The following is an 18,808-nucleotide window of genomic DNA, read 5'->3' on the forward strand; positions in this document are numbered from 1 at the left end:
ATTAGCCCACCACCAGGTTCAGCAGCTTACCCGGCACGTAAATGACTTTACGAATGTTGACTCCCTCAAGATGACGGCTGACATTCTCATCGGTTTTTGCCGCCGCCAGTACGCTGTCTTCTGTAGCATCGGCCGCTACCGTCACTTTGCCACGTACTTTACCGTTAACCTGCACCACCACCAGTTTTTCATCTTCTACCATGGCGGCCGCATCAGCCTGTGGCCACGGCGTTTGCTCTATGCTGTGTTGCTGACCCAGTTGGGCCCACAGGTATTGCGCTACGTGCGGCGTAATCGGGTTTAACATTTGCAGCAGTGCCAGTATGGCTTCCTGCATCACGGCGCGGTCAAGCTCGGTTGCCAGGCTGGCTTTTTGCAGCTTGTTACTCAGCTCCATAATGGCGGCAATAGCAGTGTTAAAGGTGTAACGCCGGCCAATATCGTCTGATACCTTAGCAATGGTTTTATGCAGTTCACGGCGCAGGGTTTTTTGCTCGTTGTTCAGCGCTGCCAGGTCCAGTTGGCCAACCGGGCCACTGGCAGCAAAGTCGCTCACCAGGGTATAAATGCGCTTAATAAAGCGGTGCGCACCTTCCACGGCCGAGTCTGACCACTCCAGCGTTTGCTCTGGCGGCGCGGTAAACATCATAAATAAGCGCACCGTATCGGCGCCGTACTGGTCAATCACTTTTTGCGGATCGATGCCGTTGTTTTTCGACTTAGACATCTTGCTCATACCGGCCGATTGCACCGGCTGGCCATCGCTATTGAGTAGCGCACTGATAATGCGGCCTTTGTCGTCGCGCTGTACGGTCACATCTGCTGGTGAAAACCAGACTTTACCGCCGTTCTCGGTGTCGCGGTAAAAGGTTTCGGCCAGCACCATGCCCTGACATAGCAGGCGCTTAAACGGCTCGTCAGATTGCACTAAACCCACATCGCGCAGCAGCTTGTGGAAGAAGCGGCTGTATAACAGGTGCAAAATGGCGTGTTCAATACCGCCGATATACTGATCGACCGGTAGCCAGTAGTTGGCTTTGGCCGGGTCCAGCATGGCTTTATCGTAATCGGGGCTGCAGTAGCGGGCGTAGTACCAGCTCGACTCCATAAAGGTGTCGAAGGTGTCGGTTTCGTGGAACGCTTCCGCGCCATTGTAGGTCGTTTTTGCCCAGTTCGGGTCGGCTTTAATCGGTGAGATCACACCGTCCATAACCACATCTTCCGGTAACCGAACCGGCAGCTGCTCCTCCGGCACCGGTACCTGGCTGCCATCGGCCAGGTTTAACATTGGAATCGGCGCGCCCCAGTAACGCTGGCGTGATACACCCCAGTCACGCAAACGGTAATTTACTTTTACCTCACCCCGGCCCATGCCGGCCAGTTTGTCGGCAATGGCGTTAAAGGCGGCGTCAAAGTCCAGGCCGTTAAAGTCGCCAGAGTTCACCAATATGCCTTTGTCGGTATAGGCGGCCTGCTCCAGTGTCACCGCACTGCCATCAGCTGCGGTGATCACCTGCTTGATTGGCAACTGGTACTTGGTGGCAAATTCGTAATCGCGCTGATCATGGCCAGGTACTGCCATGACTGCACCTGAGCCATAGTCCATTAACACAAAGTTGGCGACCCACACCGGCACCTGCTCGCCGGTTAACGGGTGCACGGCAAACAGGCCGGTAGCACAGCCTTTTTTCTCCATGGTAGCCAGCTCGGCCTCGGCCATTTTGCCGCCTTTGCAGTCTTCAATAAAGGCGGCCAGCTCAGCGTTATTAACCGCAGCTTGCTGCGCCAGTGGGTGCTGGGCGGCAACAGCCACATAAGTGACGCCGTACAGCGTATCTGGCCGGGTGGTGTAAACGCTCAGGCATTGTTCGCTGTTGGCCACATCAAAACGGATCTCGACGCCTTCAGAGCGGCCAATCCAGTTTTTCTGCATGGTTTTTACCTGCTCTGGCCAGCCGTCTAACTGGTCTAAATCGGCCAGCAACTCTTCGGCGTAAGCGGTAATTTTAATAAACCACTGGGCTAGTTCGCGCTGCTCGACCAAAGCGCCTGAGCGCCAACCGCGGCCGTCAATGACCTGCTCGTTAGCCAGTACGCACTGATCTACCGGGTCCCAGTTCACGGTGGCCATTTTTTTGTATACCAGGCCTTTTTCGTACAGCTTGGTGAAAAACCATTGCTCCCAGCGGTAGTATTCCGGCTTACAGGTCGCCACTTCGCGGCTCCAGTCATAGCCAAAGCCTAAGCGCTTTAACTGGTTTTTCATGTAATCGATGTTTTCGTAAGTCCACTTAGCAGGGGCGGTTTTATGGTTAATGGCAGCGTTTTCTGCCGGTAAACCAAAGGCATCCCACCCCATGGGCTGCAGCACGTTTTTACCCTGCATGCGCTGAAAGCGGCTAACCACATCACCTATGGTGTAGTTACGCACATGGCCCATATGCAAACGCCCGCTGGGGTAAGGGAACATCGACAGGCAGTAGAACTTTTCTTTACTGTTATCTTCAGTCACTTTAAAGGCGTTGCTCTGTTCCCATTGCTGCTGCAGTGCCGTTTCAATCTGCTGCGGGTTGTATTGTTCTTGCATTCAGGTCTTCCGAAAAAGGGGGGGGTTAGTACAGCTGCCGTCTAGGTGGCAAAAAAGTGGCTATAGCATACCGCAGAGCCGTTATGACAACAACCAGCAGCGCATTGTCTATACTGGTTTTAAACCCAAGGAGACGTTATGGCCGATTTTGTAAAGAAGTATCAACAATGGCTGGCCGAGTTTAGCCACAGCCTGAAGCAAACCGAGCAGCAACAGTTGAATAATCTGGTCGATGTTATCGAGCAGCTAAAAGCTTATGTGAAGGCCGGTAAAGACTTAAGCGCTTACGAAACCACGCTGTTTATTGAAACCCTAAAACGTCAGTGGCAGGAGCACAGTGAAGACGAGGCGGCAGAGCCAGACAGCCTGCCGTCGCTGTGGCCCGAAGCATTGTGGCAGGAGCTTAGTAGCATAACCGACAAAAGCCAGCTGGAATGGCAGGAGCTGGCGCAGGACTTTAGCCACCAGGGTGTGTATTACCAGGGCGAAATGGTGGGCATGGGCCGCTACCGCTGCAGCCACTGTATGAGCCATATCGATTATACCCACCCGGCAGAATTGTTGGCTTGCAGCCAGTGTGGCGGCGTGCAGTTTTTCCGCGAGGGCTTACCGGTATAAGCCCGCTGTTAAAAAGGGCGTAAACGCTTGGGTGACCAGGGGCGCCGGTTCGGGAAAGCTGACAAAAGCAAACTGACTAAGTGTTTTACTAAAATTGCTTTACACTAGGCAGCGGTGCCGACTAACGGCACTTAAATACTATAGGTAAAGCTGCTGGCGACCGAGCCAGCCAACAGGATAGCGCATGTCGAAAAAAGTGTATTGTATTGCCCAGTTTTTACCCAAACCCGGCAAAGCCGATGAGCTATTTAAGGTACTGCAAAGCTTAGAGCCCAACAGTCAGCGTGAAGATGGCTGCCTGCAGTATACCGTTACCCGGCAAATCGCCAGCCCCTTTGCCGAAGGCAAAAGCTTCCCGATTGCCTTTAACGAGATCTGGGCCGATTTAGCCAGCTTTGAAGCGCACTGCCAACGCGCTGAAATAAAGCACTTCTTCGAAACTTACTGCCTGGCCGAAACCGGTCTTGCCGCCGACTGGAATGTCTGCATATACAGCGACGAGCCAGCAAACTTCGACGCGCCAAAACTGGTATAACCGCTACAGCAAAAAACCTGCAGCAGCAGGTTTTTTGCTACCTGCTAGTTTATGACGGCTGGCCAACCAAAGCTGTTGCATTTTTTACTGCTGCACAGCGAGCAGTGTCAGCATCTCATTGTATTTTTTACCAACGGCCAGTAATGTAAGGCACATTAAATTTACAAGTACGGATCAGCCCGTGTTTAAAGGCGGGTCGGCCCGTCGAATAAGCGTTATATGACTTGATAAGATGAAACTGCTCACTAAGAACGACATCATCACCGGCTGCATATTCCTGATCGTTGGGGGATTGATATTGGCTTTTTTGCCAAAATTCTCAAATGCTGGCTGGTACGCAGTATTCTTCGGAATAACCGTATATGGTTTCCCAGGACCACAGCTTAGGGAACGTTATCAAGGAGCAATCTAATGTGGGAAATGGTAAGTGTAATGGCCATTATGGTTGTAGTGCTGTTATTAATTGAACTGTTTGACCTGCCGGATTGGATTAGAGCTTATTTAAAAAACGGCAAAACCCGCAAGAGTTTAGAGCTAAAAGTTGAGGCCTTGCAATTGCAGGTACAAGAGCTGCAGCGTAAAGTCGATCAGCTGTCAAAATAACCGCAAACGGGCAGGAGTCACTATGCCGCTTTTATTCTCTTATGGCACCTTACAGCAAAAAGCTGTGCAACTGGCTAACTTTGGCCGCGAGTTAACCGGCACTGCCGACAGTTTACCGGGCTATGTGGTGGGTGAAATTACCATAACCGATGCACGGGTACTGCGTGAAAGTGGCAAGGCAGTGCACCCGATTTTGCGCTTTACCGGCAATATGCAGCAGCAAGTTGCCGGTGTGGTATTTGAGCTGACAGAGGCCGAATTAGCCCGGGCTGATGATTATGAAGTAGACGACTATCAACGGGTGATGGCAACGCTCACCTCGGGCATGCGCTGTTGGATCTATACCGCCAAACAAGAGCAATAAACCTATGCCTGAGCCCATAGTGCTTATTTATGACAAAGACTGTCCGGCCTGTAGTGCTTACAGCCAACTTGTGCGTATTCGCCAAAGTGTCGGTGAGTTAACACTGATCAATGCCCGTGACGACAGCAGCATTATGCAGCAGATCACCGCGCAGGGGCTGGATATTGACCAGGGTATGGTGCTGAAAATGGGTGATAAGCTGTATTACGGTGCCGATGCACTTTATATGTTATCGCTGCTTAGTAGCCGCAGCGGCTTGTTTAACCGGTTGAATTACCACCTGTTTAAATCCCGCAGGGTAGCAAAATGCCTGTACCCCGTGCTGCGCGCTGGTCGTAATATGCTGTTAAAATTGCGCGGTAAGCGCAAAATTAATAACCTGGGCCTTGCCGATAACGACCGCTTTTAGCCAACGCCGCGCACAACAGTATTTAACAACAGGATAGCCAATGAACCTGACTTATCTGGAATATGCCGCCAACGGCTTTTACTTACTGGCGGTGTTTTTAGCGGCGCGTAACAGTATTCATACCTGGTGGCTGGGTATTATTGGCTGTGCCTTATTTTCCCTGCTGTTTTATCAGGTAAAGCTGTATGCCGAAGTGTTGCTGATGCTGTTTTTTATCGCCACCAACGCCATTGGCTGGTACCAGTGGGGCAGGGCGAGTGGGGTAAAACAGATAACCGACACCGCCTTAGTGCGCTTGTTGGCCTATGCCGCGTTGGCGCTGGTGGTAACAGTGCTATATGGCTTTATGCTGCACCGTTTAACCGATGCTTATGCGCCCTTTGTCGATTCAGCCATTTTAATGTTCAGCGTGATTGCCCAGTTTTTACTGATGAACCGCAAACTGGAAACCTGGTGGTTTTGGCTTATTGTAAACACCCTGGCGGTGCCGCTGTATTTATCGCGTGAGCTGCAATTAACTGCGCTGGTGTATACCGGTTTTTGGTTTAACGCCTGGTATGGCTGGTATCAGTGGCGGCGTTTGCTAAAAGCGGCGGCGGTATAACCGTCGCCGCTGCTAATGACAAAGATAAAATCCAGGCTAATCGCGTTAAAACCAGCGGCTACTGAGAACTGAAATTCCAGAAAGTTAACATCATTGGTGGTGGTGCTTGGCGCGCCATTGGCGGCTAATAAGGCTGACAAGTCGGTATCGCTACCGGTGCCGGTGCTAAAACTCAGGCTGGACGATGTGTTGCTGTCTGCCAGGTTAGCGGTGCCGGTGCTTAAGAAAATACCACCAGCAATACCGACCGAGTGTACGCCGTTACTAAACAGTGCGCTTTGATAAATGGCTGATTGCGCACTGGCGGCGTTGTTGGCCGATGTCATTACCTCAACACCAATTACGGCGGCCTGTGCCGGCAGCATGGCCGCCAAGCTCAGTGCCGCCACTAAATTCCTAAGTTTCATTAATTATCTCCATGTTATTGCTGATTGTTATAAAAGGCGTTTAAGCCGGCTGCCTCTAGCAAATAGTATGTCTTACAGCCTTTTTTGTTTAAGGTTTTGAAAAATATAAGAATTACAATTTTTCATTTAATGTATCGAGGATGCATGTAAAAAATATGACGTACTTTATTTGAATTGTTTAATTTTTAATCAGCTTTGGTGATGTTGTCAGCTTTCTTTACGTTGCAGCGGGTGTTCTGCAGGTTTTGTTTTTATGTGTATGATTATTATGAGTTTTTATTTAAGGCGCGATTTTTGCTTAACATGCCCGGCCAAAAAAATTGGTAACTAGTTGATTTTTCACGGAGTGAAGTATGAAGTTGTTGAAGTCATTGTTTTGTGCAGCCGGATTACTGTGTTCAGCTGCGGTAACTGCCGGTCCTATCTTAATTATTAACGGTGCAGATCAAACCACCGAAGTGGGCACCACCAGTGCATTAACCACTAATTTGCAGGCATTGCACGAAGCTGTAGGTAATACCGTTACTATCAGTAACAACCTGTTAAGCGATATCTCTGGTTATGCTCAGGTATGGGATGTGCGCTTTTTTAACGCTGCTGCCCTGGATGCTGCGGCGCAAAATATTTATCTGGACTATTTAAGTAACGGCGGCGGCCTGTTCTTAATGGGCGAGAACGATAATTTTATGAGCCGCAATAACTCGATTTTATCGCTGATTAATCTGCTGGGCGGTGGCGCTTTGGGCTTTTCCGGCTGTTACGACGGTGTACAAATGGTGCATGAACCCTTTACCGGCCCTAATACAGTAAGCCAGGTTAACTACGCTGCCTCTGGATGTTACACCAGCCATGGCACGGGTGAGTGGATCACCTCCCGCGCAGATGGCTCTATGGGCGCTGGTGTGGCGTTTGGCGTTGGCAGCTTAACCAACGCTATGGCAGGCGCGCTGACCACCATATTGGACGTAAACTTTATGATGAACCAATATGACGTGCCAAACTCACAACAACTGACGAAAAACCTGATCAGTTATGTCGGTGCCCAAGTTGACCCAAGTGATGTGCCTGCTCCGGCAACGGCATTATTGTTTGCAGTGGGTTTAGCTGCGCTGCGGTTGCGTAAAAGCCGCGCCTGATAAATAGTGTAGTTTTGCCATAAAACGGCCCGGCGGGGCCGTTTTTTTATGCTGAAAACACCAGTTTACGTTGTAACTTAGCCGGCAGCTGTTGTAAATCGGCCGGGTTATCACTCACCACCACCACATTGGCATTTTGCATGGCCAGCGTCAGGCCTTGATATTGCTGATCGGCAAAGTGTGGCGTTGCCTTCAGATCTGTGTCTTTAGGTATAACAAAGACAGTGGCATAGCCACTGGCGGTTTTTACCGCCAGATGCAGCGAGCGCACGCCCTGAAAGGTGCAATAGCGGGCGTAAATAATCTCATCCTGCCACTCTTGCAAACTGGCACCAAAGTTGGCCAGTTTCAGGTTTACCTCATCAAGCGGCTGCGCACGGGCGTGGGACAGCAAATAGTCTTGTTCATGGTAAACATGGGCCAGCGCATGGCTGCCGATATCACTGGCATAACCCTGCTGATACCAATTAAGCCCCAACAGCGACACCATGGCGACACTGGCCGCTAAGGCTAATGGTGTTAACCAGCGCCACTGGCGTTTTTGCTGCTGAGGAATGTGCAATAACTGCTCAGCCAGCATAGGTGGTACCGGTATTTGCAGCGCATCTTCCAATGCTTGTTGTTGCTGCTGCAGTTGTTGGGCAAACTGGCGTAAACCGGCATCTTGCTGCAGCGCTTGTTGTAGTACCGGATGCTGACTGTAAGGGTCGGCCAGTAATAAACGGCGTAATTCGGTATTAGTCATGGTGGCGCTCTCCTGATACATCCAGGCTGGCCCGTAATAATTTGCGGGCGCGAAATAAACGGGTGTTAACGGTATTCACATTCAGCTGTAGCAGGTTGGCTATCTCGTCACTGCTAAAGCCACCTAATGCCTGCAACACCAGCGGCTCACGGTACTCTTCGGGTAACGCGGCCAAATGGTGGCGAACCACCTGATTGTCGTATTGTTGTTCGGCACTGCTTTGCACCGTATCGGCCAAGCTATCCTGCTCGGCGCCGTCGTCGTAATCAAATTGCTTACGCTCAAAGCGGCGGGCGTTTTCCCGGCGTAAAATGGTAATAAGCCAGGCTTTGGCAGCACTGGCATCCAGCAAGCTGTCCAGGCTTTTCCAGGCGCGCAAAAAAGTTTCCTGCACCAGATCCTGGGCAATATCCGCATCTTTACATAACCAATAGCCGTAGCGATACAAGTCGGCATGATAGTGTTTTACCAGCAGCTCGTAGCGCTTAGCTTTGCTGTCGCCAAGCGTAAAAAAGGCAGCACTGTGCTGGTTATTACTAACGTGATCGGGCATTGGCGTCTTTTGACTCTGTACGGTAGTGCTGTCCAGCCTAGCCTTATTTGCCCGGCCTGGCAAAAAATGCAGGCTACCCATTACTGTACTCCCGCACAGACGCGGCGCTTCACATAATAATCCAGGCTGGTGTAGCGGCCGCCACCGCTAAAAAACAGGCTAACCAACATAACAAAGTAGGTGGCAGCAAATTCAATACCGTTGTTTAAAATAACAAAACTGCCGTTATGGGTGAGCCAGGCATAATTGCCATGTTGCTGCAGCAGCTGTTTAGCCGCTTGAAGCTGCTCGGCGGATTGTATTACCCGTTCGTTTGCCAACCAGCTGCTGCTATCGGCAATGGCCAGCCAGCCGTTAGGCCAATGTACGGCAAAAATGGCCACCAGCATGGTCACCATCAGCGGTATGCTGGCCAACCGGGTAAATAAACCCAGTAACAACAGCAGCGCGCCCAGGGTTTCGGCGGCAATTGCCAATACGGTTAACAGCAGCGGCAAGGGTAAACCCAGCCCCCAATCGCTGTTGCCAAACCAGGCCACGGTATCATCAAAGTGCTGAAGTTTATTCCAACCGGCTTGCAGTAGCACAGGGGCCAGATACAGCCGTATTAATAAAGGGGCTAACCCGGCCAGCGCCTGGCTGCGGCTGACAATAGCTTGGTAAAAAGTAAAAACCGCCGGCATTTTGCTGCTCCGTTAAAACGACAGAACATAAGAACGGCGGTATTGCAGTTATCTTTCAGGGGGCACGAAAATAGTTGCGGTTAATGGACGCGATACAGCCGGCAGAAAAAGTCGATAACCGCGTCGGCGTCCAGGCTGGAGAAGCGTACTTTACGTTTGGCCATAATGGCCTCGCCCAGCGTTTTTAACGTATGTTCCAGTGGTAAGCCGCAAGGGCGCTCCAGCTCATGATCGGCAAACAGAAAGTTTAGCGCGGCACTGGTGTAAGACTTGCCCGGTGTTAATGACACCAGTTCCAGCTCTTGTAGCCGTACGCCCAGGTTGCGAATTTTCTGTAAGCGGTATGTCTCGTTCATGATTGGCCCCGTGTACTGTTTGCCTTAATGCTTACTGTATCGACGGGCCGAGCGAATTCTTTAGTGAAACAACGAAATTGACCAGCACAGCAGCGCTGCTTTTTGCTAGTATAGCGCCAATAACTGCAGGTTTTACTAGGTAATTCATGACTCATCACCCACATCCGCTGGCACTGACGCTGCCCCAACTTGGGCCACAGCTGGACGCTAAACTGATTAAACAGGCGTTGGATAGCAGAACATTGGTGCCGGCCTTCATCGGCCAGGACAGAGCTAAAGCGGCGCTGGTGTTTGCTATCGGTATGGATATGCCCGGTTACAACCTGTATGTGATGGGTGAGCCGGCGCTGGGCCGCTTTACGCTGGTGCAGGATATACTGCAGCAGGCGGCCAGTGAAAAAGCCACGCCGGATGAATGGTGCTATTTAAATAACTTTGATGACGAGCGCGTACCCAATACGCTGCGCCTGTTGCCCGGTGAGGGCAAGGTGCTGGTAAAAAGGATAGAAGCGCTGATTGACGAGCTGCTGGACACCTTTCCGGCGGCCTTTGATAACCCCGGTTACCAGCGCAAGAAAAAAGCCATTGCCCGCGCCTTTGATGATAAATACGAGCTGGCGCTGGAGCTGGTAGAGAAAAAAGCGCTGGAAAAAAACGTGGTGCTGTATGAAGAAAACGGCGCTGTGAGTTTTTCGCCGATTATCGACGGTAAACCGCTGGATGATCAGGAGTTTAGTAAGTTAACTGAAGAGCAGCGCCAGTATTTTTACAGCCTGGTGGGCGAGCTGGAAACCATTTTAAATGAACAGTTGCTGGAGCTGCCGCAGTGGAAGCGCGAGTTATCTGAGAACCTGCGTGCCCTGCGCAAAGACACCATAGAGCAGGCGATTAAACCGCTGTTAAAGCAGTTGGAGCATGACTATGCTGCTGAGCTGGGCGTGCTGCGCTATGTGCGCGAGATGCGCAGCCATCTGGTAAAGGCCGTGCTGGAGCTGATGCCGGATGAATCGGAAAGCGAAAAGCAGGAAGAGAGCGATAACCGCGAAATTTTTGTCGAAGAGTTTGTGCCTAACGTGTTGGTACACCATGAAAGTATGTCGGGTGCGCCGATTATTTTTGAGCCCAGCCCCAGCTACGGCAACTTATTCGGCCGGGTAGAGTACAACTCCAGCAGTGGCTCGCTGTATACCAATTACCGTATGATCCGCCCCGGCGCGTTGCACCGTGCTAACGGCGGCTATTTAATCTTAGATGCCGACCGTCTGCTTACCCAGCCACAGCTGTGGGATGCGTTAAAGCTGGCGCTAAAATCCGGTGAGCTACTCATTGATACACTGTCAGACCATGCGGTGACCAACTCGACCATTATTACGCCCAAGGCGATACCGCTGAACGTCAAAGTTGTATTGCTTGGCTCGCGTGATCTGTACTACCTGATCCAGGATGTGGATGATGAATTTAACGAGCTGTTTCGTGTGCTGGCCGACTTTGAGCATTATCTGCCGTACAACGCCCAGACGCTTAGCTATATGGCGATGCAAATTCGCGAGCAAATGCAGCTGCTGAATATCGACGAGCTGACCGCCAGCGGTTTTCGCCAGTTGCTTAGCTTCAGCTTTCGCCAGGCCGAGCATCAGCGTAAATTATCCGCCCGTTTTGCCGATGTGTTAGAGCTGGTGCGCGAAGCCTGTTATTACGCCGGCCAGCAGCACAGCAGCAGCTTAACGGCAGAGCATGTGCAGTTGGCCTTAAAAGGCAAACAGTACCGCACCGGACGTATTAGCGAAGCCTTTTTGGAAGATATTCAGGAAGGGCAGATTTTAATTGATACCGACGGCTTGGCGGTAGGTAAGGTAAACGGCCTGACAGTGCTGGAAATAGGTGATACCGCCTTTGGCACGCCGGCACGGATTAGCGCCACGGTATTCGCCGGCTCCAGCGGCGTGATAGACATTGAACGCGAAGTGGAACTGGGTAAAGCCATCCACTCCAAAGGGGTGCTGCTGTTAACCGGTTATCTTGGGGCCAAGTACGCGCGTAATTTTCCGCTAACCTTATCGGCCAATATTGCCATGGAACAAAGTTATGGCCACATTGATGGTGACAGCGCTTCGTTGGCGGAAGTGTGTGCGCTGATATCTGCCATTACCGACATTCCGATTAAACAAAGCCTGGCGGTCACCGGCTCAATTAACCAGCATGGTCAGGTGCAGTCGATTGGCGGGGTGAACGAGAAAATCGAAGGTTATTTCCGTCTCTGCCAAAGCCGTGGCTTAAGCGGCGAGCAGGGCGTCATCATTCCGGCCAGTAATCAGTTAAACCTGGTACTGAATGATGACGTGATACAGGCGGTAAAGCAGCATAAATTCCATTTGTATGTGGTGAAAACCGTCGATGAAGCGCTGAGCTTATTAACCGGCGTTGAAGCCGGCGAGAAAAACAGCCGCGGTCAATACCCGAAAAAATCAGTCAATGGCCGTGCCTTAGTGCGGTTGGCTGAAATTGCCGAGCTGGTTAATGGCGCTATGGATGACTAGCCAGCGCCTGGCAAAAGCTCAGTAAAGGCCGGGTGATACAATACCTGGCCGCTGCGGCCTTTCAGTGCCACCGGGTTAAGCGCCAGCAGCATAAAGGTGTTGTCCGGCACTTGCCACGGGCAGCGGATGTTAAACTGGCTGGCCGGGCTAAAGCCAAAGCGCGGGTAGTAAGCCGGATGCCCCAGCACCACCACCGCCTGAATTTCCCGTTTTTTACAGCGCTCTAGTCCGGCGCGAACTAATGCCGAGCCAATGCCCTGATGCTGTAGCACATTGCTGACAGCCATTGGCGCCAATACCATTAAGCGGGTATTGGGATAAGGCTGCAGCGTTGCCGGTGAAAACAGTATATGCCCGACTACCTTGCCGTGCTGCTCGGCAACCAGAGCGATGCAGTCATCTTGTGCCTGGCGCAGTTTACGGATCAGCTTGACTTCGGCTTCGTTGTTAAAAGCAGTGCGGGTAAGCTGCTCTACGGCAGCATAGTCTGCCGGCGTCTCCGGCCGTACCCGGGTGTCGTAGCCCAGCGCATGCCAGGTCGCGTTGCGCCGGCGCTGTAAGGTGCGGCTGATATTATGCAGTAATGTCATGGCCGTTCTGTGCAAAGCAAAAAACAAGTTTTAGTGTACCGCAGTGCGCCTGTGACTCAAGGCGTTTTGTTAACATTTACTGTTTTAGCGATAAAAAAGCCGGCTTAATGCCGGCTTGGTTCGGTTAAACCCTTAACCACATTTTCTTGGGCCGCCTTTACAGCTGCCGCCGCTGTCACCACCACCGGTATCGCCGCCACCGGTGTCACCACCGCCGGCACAACCGTTCACGCTCAGATAGTCGTATGCTGCTTTGGCTTTCACAATACCGTAGCCGAAGTACACGTCTTTACCTGCTGCGCCCGCATCCTGCGCAGTGGCTTTTAACGCGTTACGAATTTCAGTACCGGTACAGCTTGGGAAGTTAGACCATACCAGTGCAGCTACACCGGCTACCGCTGGCGTTGCCATTGAGGTGCCGCTCATATAGCCGTAGTCACTGCTGTCAATGGTCACTGTCATGCTGCTGGCTGCTAACAACGCTGAACGGTCTTCCAGTGCTGCGCCTGCCGCAGGGATAGAGGTGGTATTGGCACTGCCTTCACCTAAAGTGCCATATAGCATACCGGCTTCGTTATTAATAATTACCGCGCCGATACCGCCTGAGTTTTCGCAGTTTTTCACTTTGTCGTGAAATGAAATGCTACCGCGGTCAATCACGCACACTTTACCGGCTGCACCACTGTCTGTCGCTGTCGCCAGCCCCATAAAATAAGTGCTGCCAGAGGCAGTGCCGGCGTTTTCCATCGCTGATGAGGCATAAGCGGTGCTAGCGGCATACAGTGAGGATGAGGTAGCACCATCGGCCGGATAGGTTGACAGCGTATCTACACCGCCAGCGGTCACTTCAACACAAATTTTTTCGTCAGTTGTAACGTTTTTACCTTTACCGGTGGTGCAGCTTGGGAACTGCGAGAAATCGGCAATATTGTTGTTGGCATCGTTGGCGCCAATCATCATTACCGACGGATAACCGGCCGGGTATGAGCGCACACTGTTGCCGTCATTACCGGCCGCCGCCAGTACTAAACCGCCATTGTTAGTAAAGGTGGCAAAAGCGTTTGATTCGGTGCTGTTAGCACCGCCACCGCCTAAGCTCATGGTGATAATGTTAGCGCCAGCGGCGGTACATTTTTGCGCGGCATAGGCCAGATCTGACGAGTAACCCCAACCTTCAGCGTTAAATACTTTGATAATATGCATGGCGACGCCAGGTGCCATCCCGACCACACCTACGCCATTATCGGCCGCGCCCACGGTGCCCGCCACATGCGTACCGTGTGGTCCGCCTGCAACATCCCAACTACCGGTGCCAGAGTCGTTATCGCCGGTGATATTGCCCCAATCAAAGTCGACGTTTGAGCGGTCCAGGCCAGAGTCAATCACGCAGACTTTCATGCCGGCGCCGGCGTTAAAGTTGACCAGATTGGCTTGCGACTGATACACCGCATAAGGGGTTAGCTGTTCAACCATAGGGTTGCCCAAGTCGTCATTGTAAATAGCCATTGGTTTACGAATTTCGTCGGCTTCAATCAGTTTAATATGAGGGTTGTTTAACAGGCCTTTGATTTCGCTTAAGGTTTTTCCGGTAAACTGCGCAGCGATAAAGCCGTCAGCATCCACTTTCACGTCACCCCCCAGTTGCTTAGCCAGCGCTTTTACTACGCCTTTTTTGCTGTTATCAACCTGAATAATCACCCGATCAGACGCTGTTGCGGCAGCGGTAAAACCCATTGCCAGTAGAGTGGCGGTAGCAATTGTGGACAATTTATTATATTTCATTAACTTACTTCCTCTGGATGTTGCTTAATCAGTTATGTTTGCTGATTTTACTTGTTATTTGTCGCGCTCTGACGGCGCTTTATCGCCTTGCTGTTTAATTCAGCAATAGTCTTATTTCTGCCAGAGAAAAAACGCTTTAGCAACCCTAAACTGAAAGTTCCCGATAATGGCTGTTTTATGTAATTTTTGTGAAATATGTTGAATAAATATTTGTTATTAAGTGTAACTGAAAGGCTATCATGGCGATTAGTAGATGGCTGGGTGGCTAGGGTGCCGGGGCTTTTATTGACGGTTAGGCGTTACCGTTTGAACGGCGTTGCCAGCGCCTTACCAGGCTAAACAGTAAAATCAGCGCGCAGGTAATAACGAGTGGGGTATTGGCAAAGCGTGCGTAAGGTGTTTGGCCCACCGTTAGCTGCACGGTATCCTGCAATACGGTTTGGCTAAACTGCGGTGCGCGGGCGGTTATGTCGCCATTGGCATTAATAGTGGCGGTAATGCCGTTATTAGTGGCTCTGAGCACTGGCCGGCCAAACTCGCGGGCGCGCATTTGGGCAATTTGTAAGTGCTGGTGCGGCCCTATGCTGTCGCCAAACCAGGCATCGTTACTTACTGTCAGCAGCAGTTGGGTGTCAGCTGTCATATTGGCCGCGATTTGATCAGGAAAGGCAATTTCAAAGCAGATGGCCGGCAGCAGGTGATAACCATTGGCGATAAGGTTCGGCTGCACATAGCTGCCGCGGCTGAACGAGCTCATCGGTAAATCAAAAATCGGTGCCAGCTGGCGCAGCAGGCTTTCAAAGGGCACAAATTCGCCAATCGGCAGCAGATGGTGCTTGCTGTAGCGGTTGCCGTGGCCGTAAAAGTAATCGCCATCCGTAGAATCACGGTAGCGTTTACCCAGCACAATCAGGTTGTTCCAGGCCTGTTGGGTTTTAAAGTTGTAATCAAGAATACCACTGATCACCGCGGTATTGGCATACAGGGCGGCCCGGTTTAAGTTATCAAGGTAATCTTCTGCCAATGGCTCCAGCCGTGGAATGGCGGCTTCGGGCCAGATAACTAAATCGGTGTGAAAATGCGGCCGGGTTAAATCCATGTACTTCAGCATGGTCGGCTGCTCTTGCTCAGGTACCCAGCGCAGCTCCTGCTTAATATTCCCCTGCACCAGCAGCACCGACAGCTGCTGTTCGCTGTAATGCCAGCCTTGCCAGCGGCTAAGCTGGGGGCTTAAGACAAACAGTGCGGCAGCAAAAAGTGCCGGCACAATACGCGGCCAGCGCGGGCCGCTAATAAATAATTGCGCCAGCGCAGCAGCGCTAAATACAAGCAGGAAGCTGATGCCGGTCTCACCAATTAGCGGCGCCAAGTGGCCAAGACCAAAGCTGGTTTGACTATAACCGAGCGACAACCAGGGAAAGCCGGTCAGTAGCACGCTGCGCAGCCATTCAGCCAGTGTCCAGCAGGCCGCCAATAACAACGGCTTTAGCCAGCCTGACAGCGCGTGGGTGCTAAGTTTGGCGTACAGCCAGCAGGCCAACGCCGGAAACAGCGCCAGATAGGCGACCAGTAGCGCCATCAGCGCCAGACTGCCGGCCAGCGGCAAGCCACCAAACTGGTCGATACTGACATGCACCCAGCTGATGCCAACACCAAACCAGCCTAAACCAAAACTAAACCCCATCAGGGCGGCGCGGCCGGCTGAGACGCTTGCCGCAGTATTGTTTGCAGTAGCCGGCCGGTTTAGTATGCCAGCCAGTAAAGCCAGGGTGCAAAGCGGCAGCCACCACAGCGTATAAGGGGCAAAAGCCAGAGTATTAAGCGCGCCGGCACCCAGTAGCAGCGCCAGCGGTAATAGTGGCGTTATTTTAGTCACTAAGGTTTTCGCCAAAGGGTTAACCGTCTTCTGCTTCAACGCTTTCTTTAGCCCGGATCACCTGCAACTGCACCAGACGGCGGCTATTGGCTTTGCTGACCTTAAAGGTCAGGCCGTTAAGCTCGATACTCTCGCCCCGCTCCGGCATATGGCCAAAGGCGTGCAGCACTATGCCGCCTATTGTATCGGCATCTTCTTCATCGAAGCTGGTGCCAAAGGTTTCGTTAAATTCGTCCAGCGGGGTAAGGGCACTGACCTGAAACACGCGTGAGGCCATTTTCTTGATATCGTGCTCTTCTTCATCGTCATGCTCATCTTCAATTTCGCCGACAATTTGCTCCAGAATATCTTCAATGGTAACCAGGCCTGACACGCCGCCATATTCATCGACCACTATCGCCATATGGTAGCGTTTCTGGCGAAATTCCTTTAACAGCGCATCAACTCTTTTGCTTTCCGGAATAATCACTGCCGGGCGCAGTAAGTCACGCAGATGCCAGTCGGTGTTGTCGGGGTTTAACGCAAAGTGCAGTAAGTCTTTTACCAGCAAAATGCCTTCGATATGATCTTTGTCTTCATTCACCACCGGGTAACGGCTGTGATTGTTTTCCAGCAGGATCGGCAGCATATCGGCGACATCATCGTCAATGTCGATGGTCGCCATTTGCGAGCGGGGGATCATAATGTCGCGGGCCCGCATGCTGGAAACGTCCAGTACGCCTTGCAGCATACTCTTGGTGTCGGTATCAATCAGATTGCGCATTTGCGCTTCACTGATGATGTCCTGTAGATCTGAGATATCCTGTGGTTCTGCGGTGAAAATGCTGGCTATTCGCTCCAGCCAGGATTTACCGGCAGAACCGCGACTAGAGTGGGGATTGTCGTCACTCATGGGTGAACTGTTGCTCCAAAAGACAAAAAAATCCTATTCGTCATCCAACAAATAGGGGTTAGTAAAGCCAAGTTGCTGCAAAATGGTCACTTCTTCGGCTTCCATCTGCTCAGCATCGTCGTCATTTATATGGTCAAAACCGAGTAAATGCAAGCAGCCATGCACCACCATATGCGCCCAATGGGCGTGTAAGCTTTTTTGTTGCTCAGCTGCTTCCTGTGCTACCACCGGTGCACAGATCACTAAATCGCCCAGCAACGGCAGCTCAATGCCGGGCGGACACTGAAACGGGAAGCTTAGCACATTGGTGGGCTTGTCTTTACCGCGGTAGTCGCGGTTAAGCTGCTGGCTTTCTTCATTGTCGACAATGCGCACTGTCACTTCAGCGTCGGCTTGAAAGGGTAAAATTGCCGCTTCCAGCCACTGTTGTATTTGCGCTTCGCCTGGCACATTGCTGGCGCTTGAGGCCAGTTGTAAATCCAGCGTAATGGCCATTAGTCACCCTTAGCCGCGGCGGTGGCCGCCAGTTTGGCCGCTTCGTGTGCTTCGTAGGCCATGACAATACGCTGTACTATCGGGTGGCGCACGACGTCTTTGGCGGTAAAGTGGTTAAAGCTGATTTCGTTCACCTCGCTTAACACATCTATGGCATGTTTTAAGCCGGAATACTGACCGCGCGGTAAATCGATCTGGGTAATATCGCCGGTGATCACGGCCTTAGAGCTAAAGCCAATGCGGGTTAAGAACATTTTCATCTGCTCCACCGTGGTGTTCTGGCTTTCATCCAGAATAATAAAGGCGTCGTTTAAGGTGCGGCCGCGCATATAGGCCAGTGGTGCAATCTCAATAATGCCGCGCTCAAGATACTTTTCTACTTTCTCAAAACCGAGCATTTCAAACAGGGCATCGTACAGCGGGCGTAAATAGGGGTCGACTTTTTGCGCTAAATCGCCGGGTAAAAAGCCCAGCTTTTCCCCGGCTTCTACTGCTGGCCGGGTCAGAACAATGCGCCGTACTAAATTGCGCTCCAACGCATCCACCGCGCAGGCCACCGCCAGATAGGTTTTACCGGTACCGGCCGGGCCTATACCAAAGCAGACGTCATGTTTTAGCACATTACTGACATACACTGCCTGGTTAGGGTTACGCGGTTTAATTAAGCCTTTTTTAGTTTTCAGGCTGAAATCCTGCGCACTGCCATCGGTTTGCTGGTACTGAATGTCGTAGTTTTCGCTAATCACCAAATGCACCTGCTCCGGCGTTAATTCAGCGTCTGTCGCCGCGGTGGTGTCAAACAGCTGCTGTAACACGTCAAGCGCTGCAGCGACGTTGTCCGGCTCGCCGCTCACTTTAAGCTGGTTGTCGCGGTGGCTGATCTCCACCTGCAGCCGGCGCTCGACATGTTTTAAATTATCGTCAAACGGGCCGCACAACAGCGTTAGCCGCCGGCTGTCGGCCCCGGTGAGGGTTAATTCTGCAGTATGTAACGCTGTGCTCAAAAGCGGCCTCAATGCAAAAGGGGGCGTAAGGC

The 18,808-nt window shown here is 51.8% G+C and carries 20 protein-coding genes; 8 read left to right on the plus strand and 12 right to left on the minus strand.

What is annotated here, in order from left to right:
* Nucleotide 1: 1 nt before the first annotated feature.
* Complete coding sequence (gene leuS / locus RNAN_RS16580) at nt 2–2,587, minus strand: leucine--tRNA ligase (RefSeq protein WP_008223907.1); 2,586 nt, start codon at nt 2,585–2,587, stop codon at nt 2–4.
* Between the two features lie 138 nt (nt 2,588–2,725).
* On the opposite strand from leuS, the gene RNAN_RS16585 reads away from it, so the two are divergent.
* The 6 genes from RNAN_RS16585 (at nt 2,726) to pnuC (ending at nt 5,720) form a co-directional block, all read left to right on the plus strand.
* Entirely contained in the window at nt 2,726–3,205 is a 480-nt protein-coding gene (locus tag RNAN_RS16585; RefSeq protein ID WP_008223909.1) for a zinc ribbon-containing protein, read from the plus strand.
* 184 nt (nt 3,206–3,389) lie between these two features.
* A complete protein-coding gene (locus RNAN_RS16590; RefSeq protein ID WP_008223910.1) occupies nt 3,390–3,740 on the plus strand; it encodes a putative quinol monooxygenase in 351 nt (116 codons plus the stop codon).
* A 411-nt stretch (nt 3,741–4,151) separates the two neighbouring features.
* On the plus strand, nt 4,152–4,343 hold the full coding sequence (locus RNAN_RS16600; protein ID WP_008223912.1) for a hypothetical protein: 192 nt from the start codon (nt 4,152–4,154) through the stop codon (nt 4,341–4,343).
* Between the two features lie 22 nt (nt 4,344–4,365).
* Complete coding sequence (locus tag RNAN_RS16605) at nt 4,366–4,707, plus strand: gamma-glutamylcyclotransferase family protein (RefSeq protein ID WP_008223913.1); 342 nt, start codon at nt 4,366–4,368, stop codon at nt 4,705–4,707.
* A 4-nt stretch (nt 4,708–4,711) separates the two neighbouring features.
* Entirely contained in the window at nt 4,712–5,116 is a 405-nt protein-coding gene (locus RNAN_RS16610) for a DCC1-like thiol-disulfide oxidoreductase family protein (protein ID WP_008223916.1), read from the plus strand.
* Between the two features lie 40 nt (nt 5,117–5,156).
* Nucleotides 5,157–5,720: a nicotinamide riboside transporter PnuC gene (gene pnuC / locus RNAN_RS16615; protein WP_008223918.1), complete on the plus strand. Its 564-nt coding sequence runs from the start codon at nt 5,157–5,159 to the stop codon at nt 5,718–5,720.
* Here the strand turns inward: pnuC and RNAN_RS16620 are convergent.
* Entirely contained in the window at nt 5,684–6,127 is a 444-nt protein-coding gene (locus tag RNAN_RS16620) for a choice-of-anchor L domain-containing protein (RefSeq protein WP_008223920.1), read from the minus strand. The genes pnuC and RNAN_RS16620 overlap by 37 nt on opposite strands.
* 353 nt (nt 6,128–6,480) lie before the next feature.
* On the opposite strand from RNAN_RS16620, the gene RNAN_RS16625 reads away from it, so the two are divergent.
* Nucleotides 6,481–7,263, plus strand: coding sequence for a hypothetical protein (locus RNAN_RS16625; RefSeq protein WP_008223922.1), 783 nt, complete (start codon nt 6,481–6,483; stop codon nt 7,261–7,263).
* Nucleotides 7,264–7,309: 46 nt separating this feature from the next.
* On the opposite strand, the gene RNAN_RS16630 is transcribed toward RNAN_RS16625, so the two are convergent.
* The 4 genes from RNAN_RS16630 to RNAN_RS16645 form a co-directional block, all read right to left on the minus strand.
* Nucleotides 7,310–8,008 (minus strand): DUF3379 family protein, encoded by a 699-nt coding sequence (locus RNAN_RS16630; RefSeq protein ID WP_008223923.1) that lies wholly within the window; start codon nt 8,006–8,008, stop codon nt 7,310–7,312.
* Nucleotides 8,001–8,561, minus strand: a complete 561-nt coding sequence (locus tag RNAN_RS16635; protein WP_148275773.1) for a sigma-70 family RNA polymerase sigma factor — start codon at nt 8,559–8,561, stop codon at nt 8,001–8,003. The genes RNAN_RS16630 and RNAN_RS16635 overlap by 8 nt, the downstream gene beginning before the upstream one ends.
* An 80-nt stretch (nt 8,562–8,641) precedes the next feature.
* Nucleotides 8,642–9,244 (minus strand): HvfX family Cu-binding RiPP maturation protein, encoded by a 603-nt coding sequence (locus RNAN_RS16640; RefSeq protein ID WP_008223926.1) that lies wholly within the window; start codon nt 9,242–9,244, stop codon nt 8,642–8,644.
* Nucleotides 9,245–9,324: 80 nt separating this feature from the next.
* Complete coding sequence (locus RNAN_RS16645) at nt 9,325–9,600, minus strand: hypothetical protein (protein ID WP_008223928.1); 276 nt, start codon at nt 9,598–9,600, stop codon at nt 9,325–9,327.
* Between the two features lie 146 nt (nt 9,601–9,746).
* Here RNAN_RS16645 and RNAN_RS16650 point away from each other — a divergent pair, with 146 nt between their 5' ends.
* On the plus strand, nt 9,747–12,137 hold the full coding sequence (locus tag RNAN_RS16650; RefSeq protein ID WP_008223931.1) for a Lon protease family protein: 2,391 nt from the start codon (nt 9,747–9,749) through the stop codon (nt 12,135–12,137).
* On the opposite strand, the gene RNAN_RS16655 is transcribed toward RNAN_RS16650, so the two are convergent.
* From RNAN_RS16655 to RNAN_RS16680, 6 genes are all read right to left on the minus strand, one after another.
* Nucleotides 12,134–12,727 carry a GNAT family N-acetyltransferase gene (locus RNAN_RS16655; RefSeq protein ID WP_081502316.1) on the minus strand — a complete coding sequence of 198 codons (594 nt, stop codon included), beginning with the start codon at nt 12,725–12,727 and terminating at the stop codon, nt 12,134–12,136. The genes RNAN_RS16650 and RNAN_RS16655 overlap by 4 nt on opposite strands.
* 132 nt (nt 12,728–12,859) lie before the next feature.
* The gene (locus RNAN_RS16660; protein ID WP_008223937.1) at nt 12,860–14,509 is read right to left on the minus strand and encodes a S8 family serine peptidase; all 1,650 of its coding nucleotides are present in this window, start codon (nt 14,507–14,509) and stop codon (nt 12,860–12,862) included.
* 292 nt (nt 14,510–14,801) lie between these two features.
* Nucleotides 14,802–16,400 (minus strand): apolipoprotein N-acyltransferase, encoded by a 1,599-nt coding sequence (gene lnt / locus RNAN_RS16665; protein WP_008223938.1) that lies wholly within the window; start codon nt 16,398–16,400, stop codon nt 14,802–14,804.
* 4 nt (nt 16,401–16,404) lie between these two features.
* On the minus strand, nt 16,405–17,277 hold the full coding sequence (locus RNAN_RS16670) for a CorC family transporter (protein ID WP_008223940.1): 873 nt from the start codon (nt 17,275–17,277) through the stop codon (nt 16,405–16,407).
* 33 nt (nt 17,278–17,310) lie between these two features.
* Complete coding sequence (gene ybeY, locus RNAN_RS16675) at nt 17,311–17,772, minus strand: rRNA maturation RNase YbeY (RefSeq protein ID WP_008223943.1); 462 nt, start codon at nt 17,770–17,772, stop codon at nt 17,311–17,313.
* On the minus strand, nt 17,772–18,776 hold the full coding sequence (locus RNAN_RS16680; RefSeq protein WP_008223945.1) for a PhoH family protein: 1,005 nt from the start codon (nt 18,774–18,776) through the stop codon (nt 17,772–17,774). The genes ybeY and RNAN_RS16680 overlap by 1 nt, the downstream gene beginning before the upstream one ends.
* Nucleotides 18,777–18,808: the final 32 nt, after the last annotated feature.

This window comes from Rheinheimera nanhaiensis E407-8 (genome assembly GCF_000296695.1).
GTDB classification, from domain to species: Bacteria; Pseudomonadota; Gammaproteobacteria; order Enterobacterales; family Alteromonadaceae; genus Alishewanella; species Alishewanella nanhaiensis.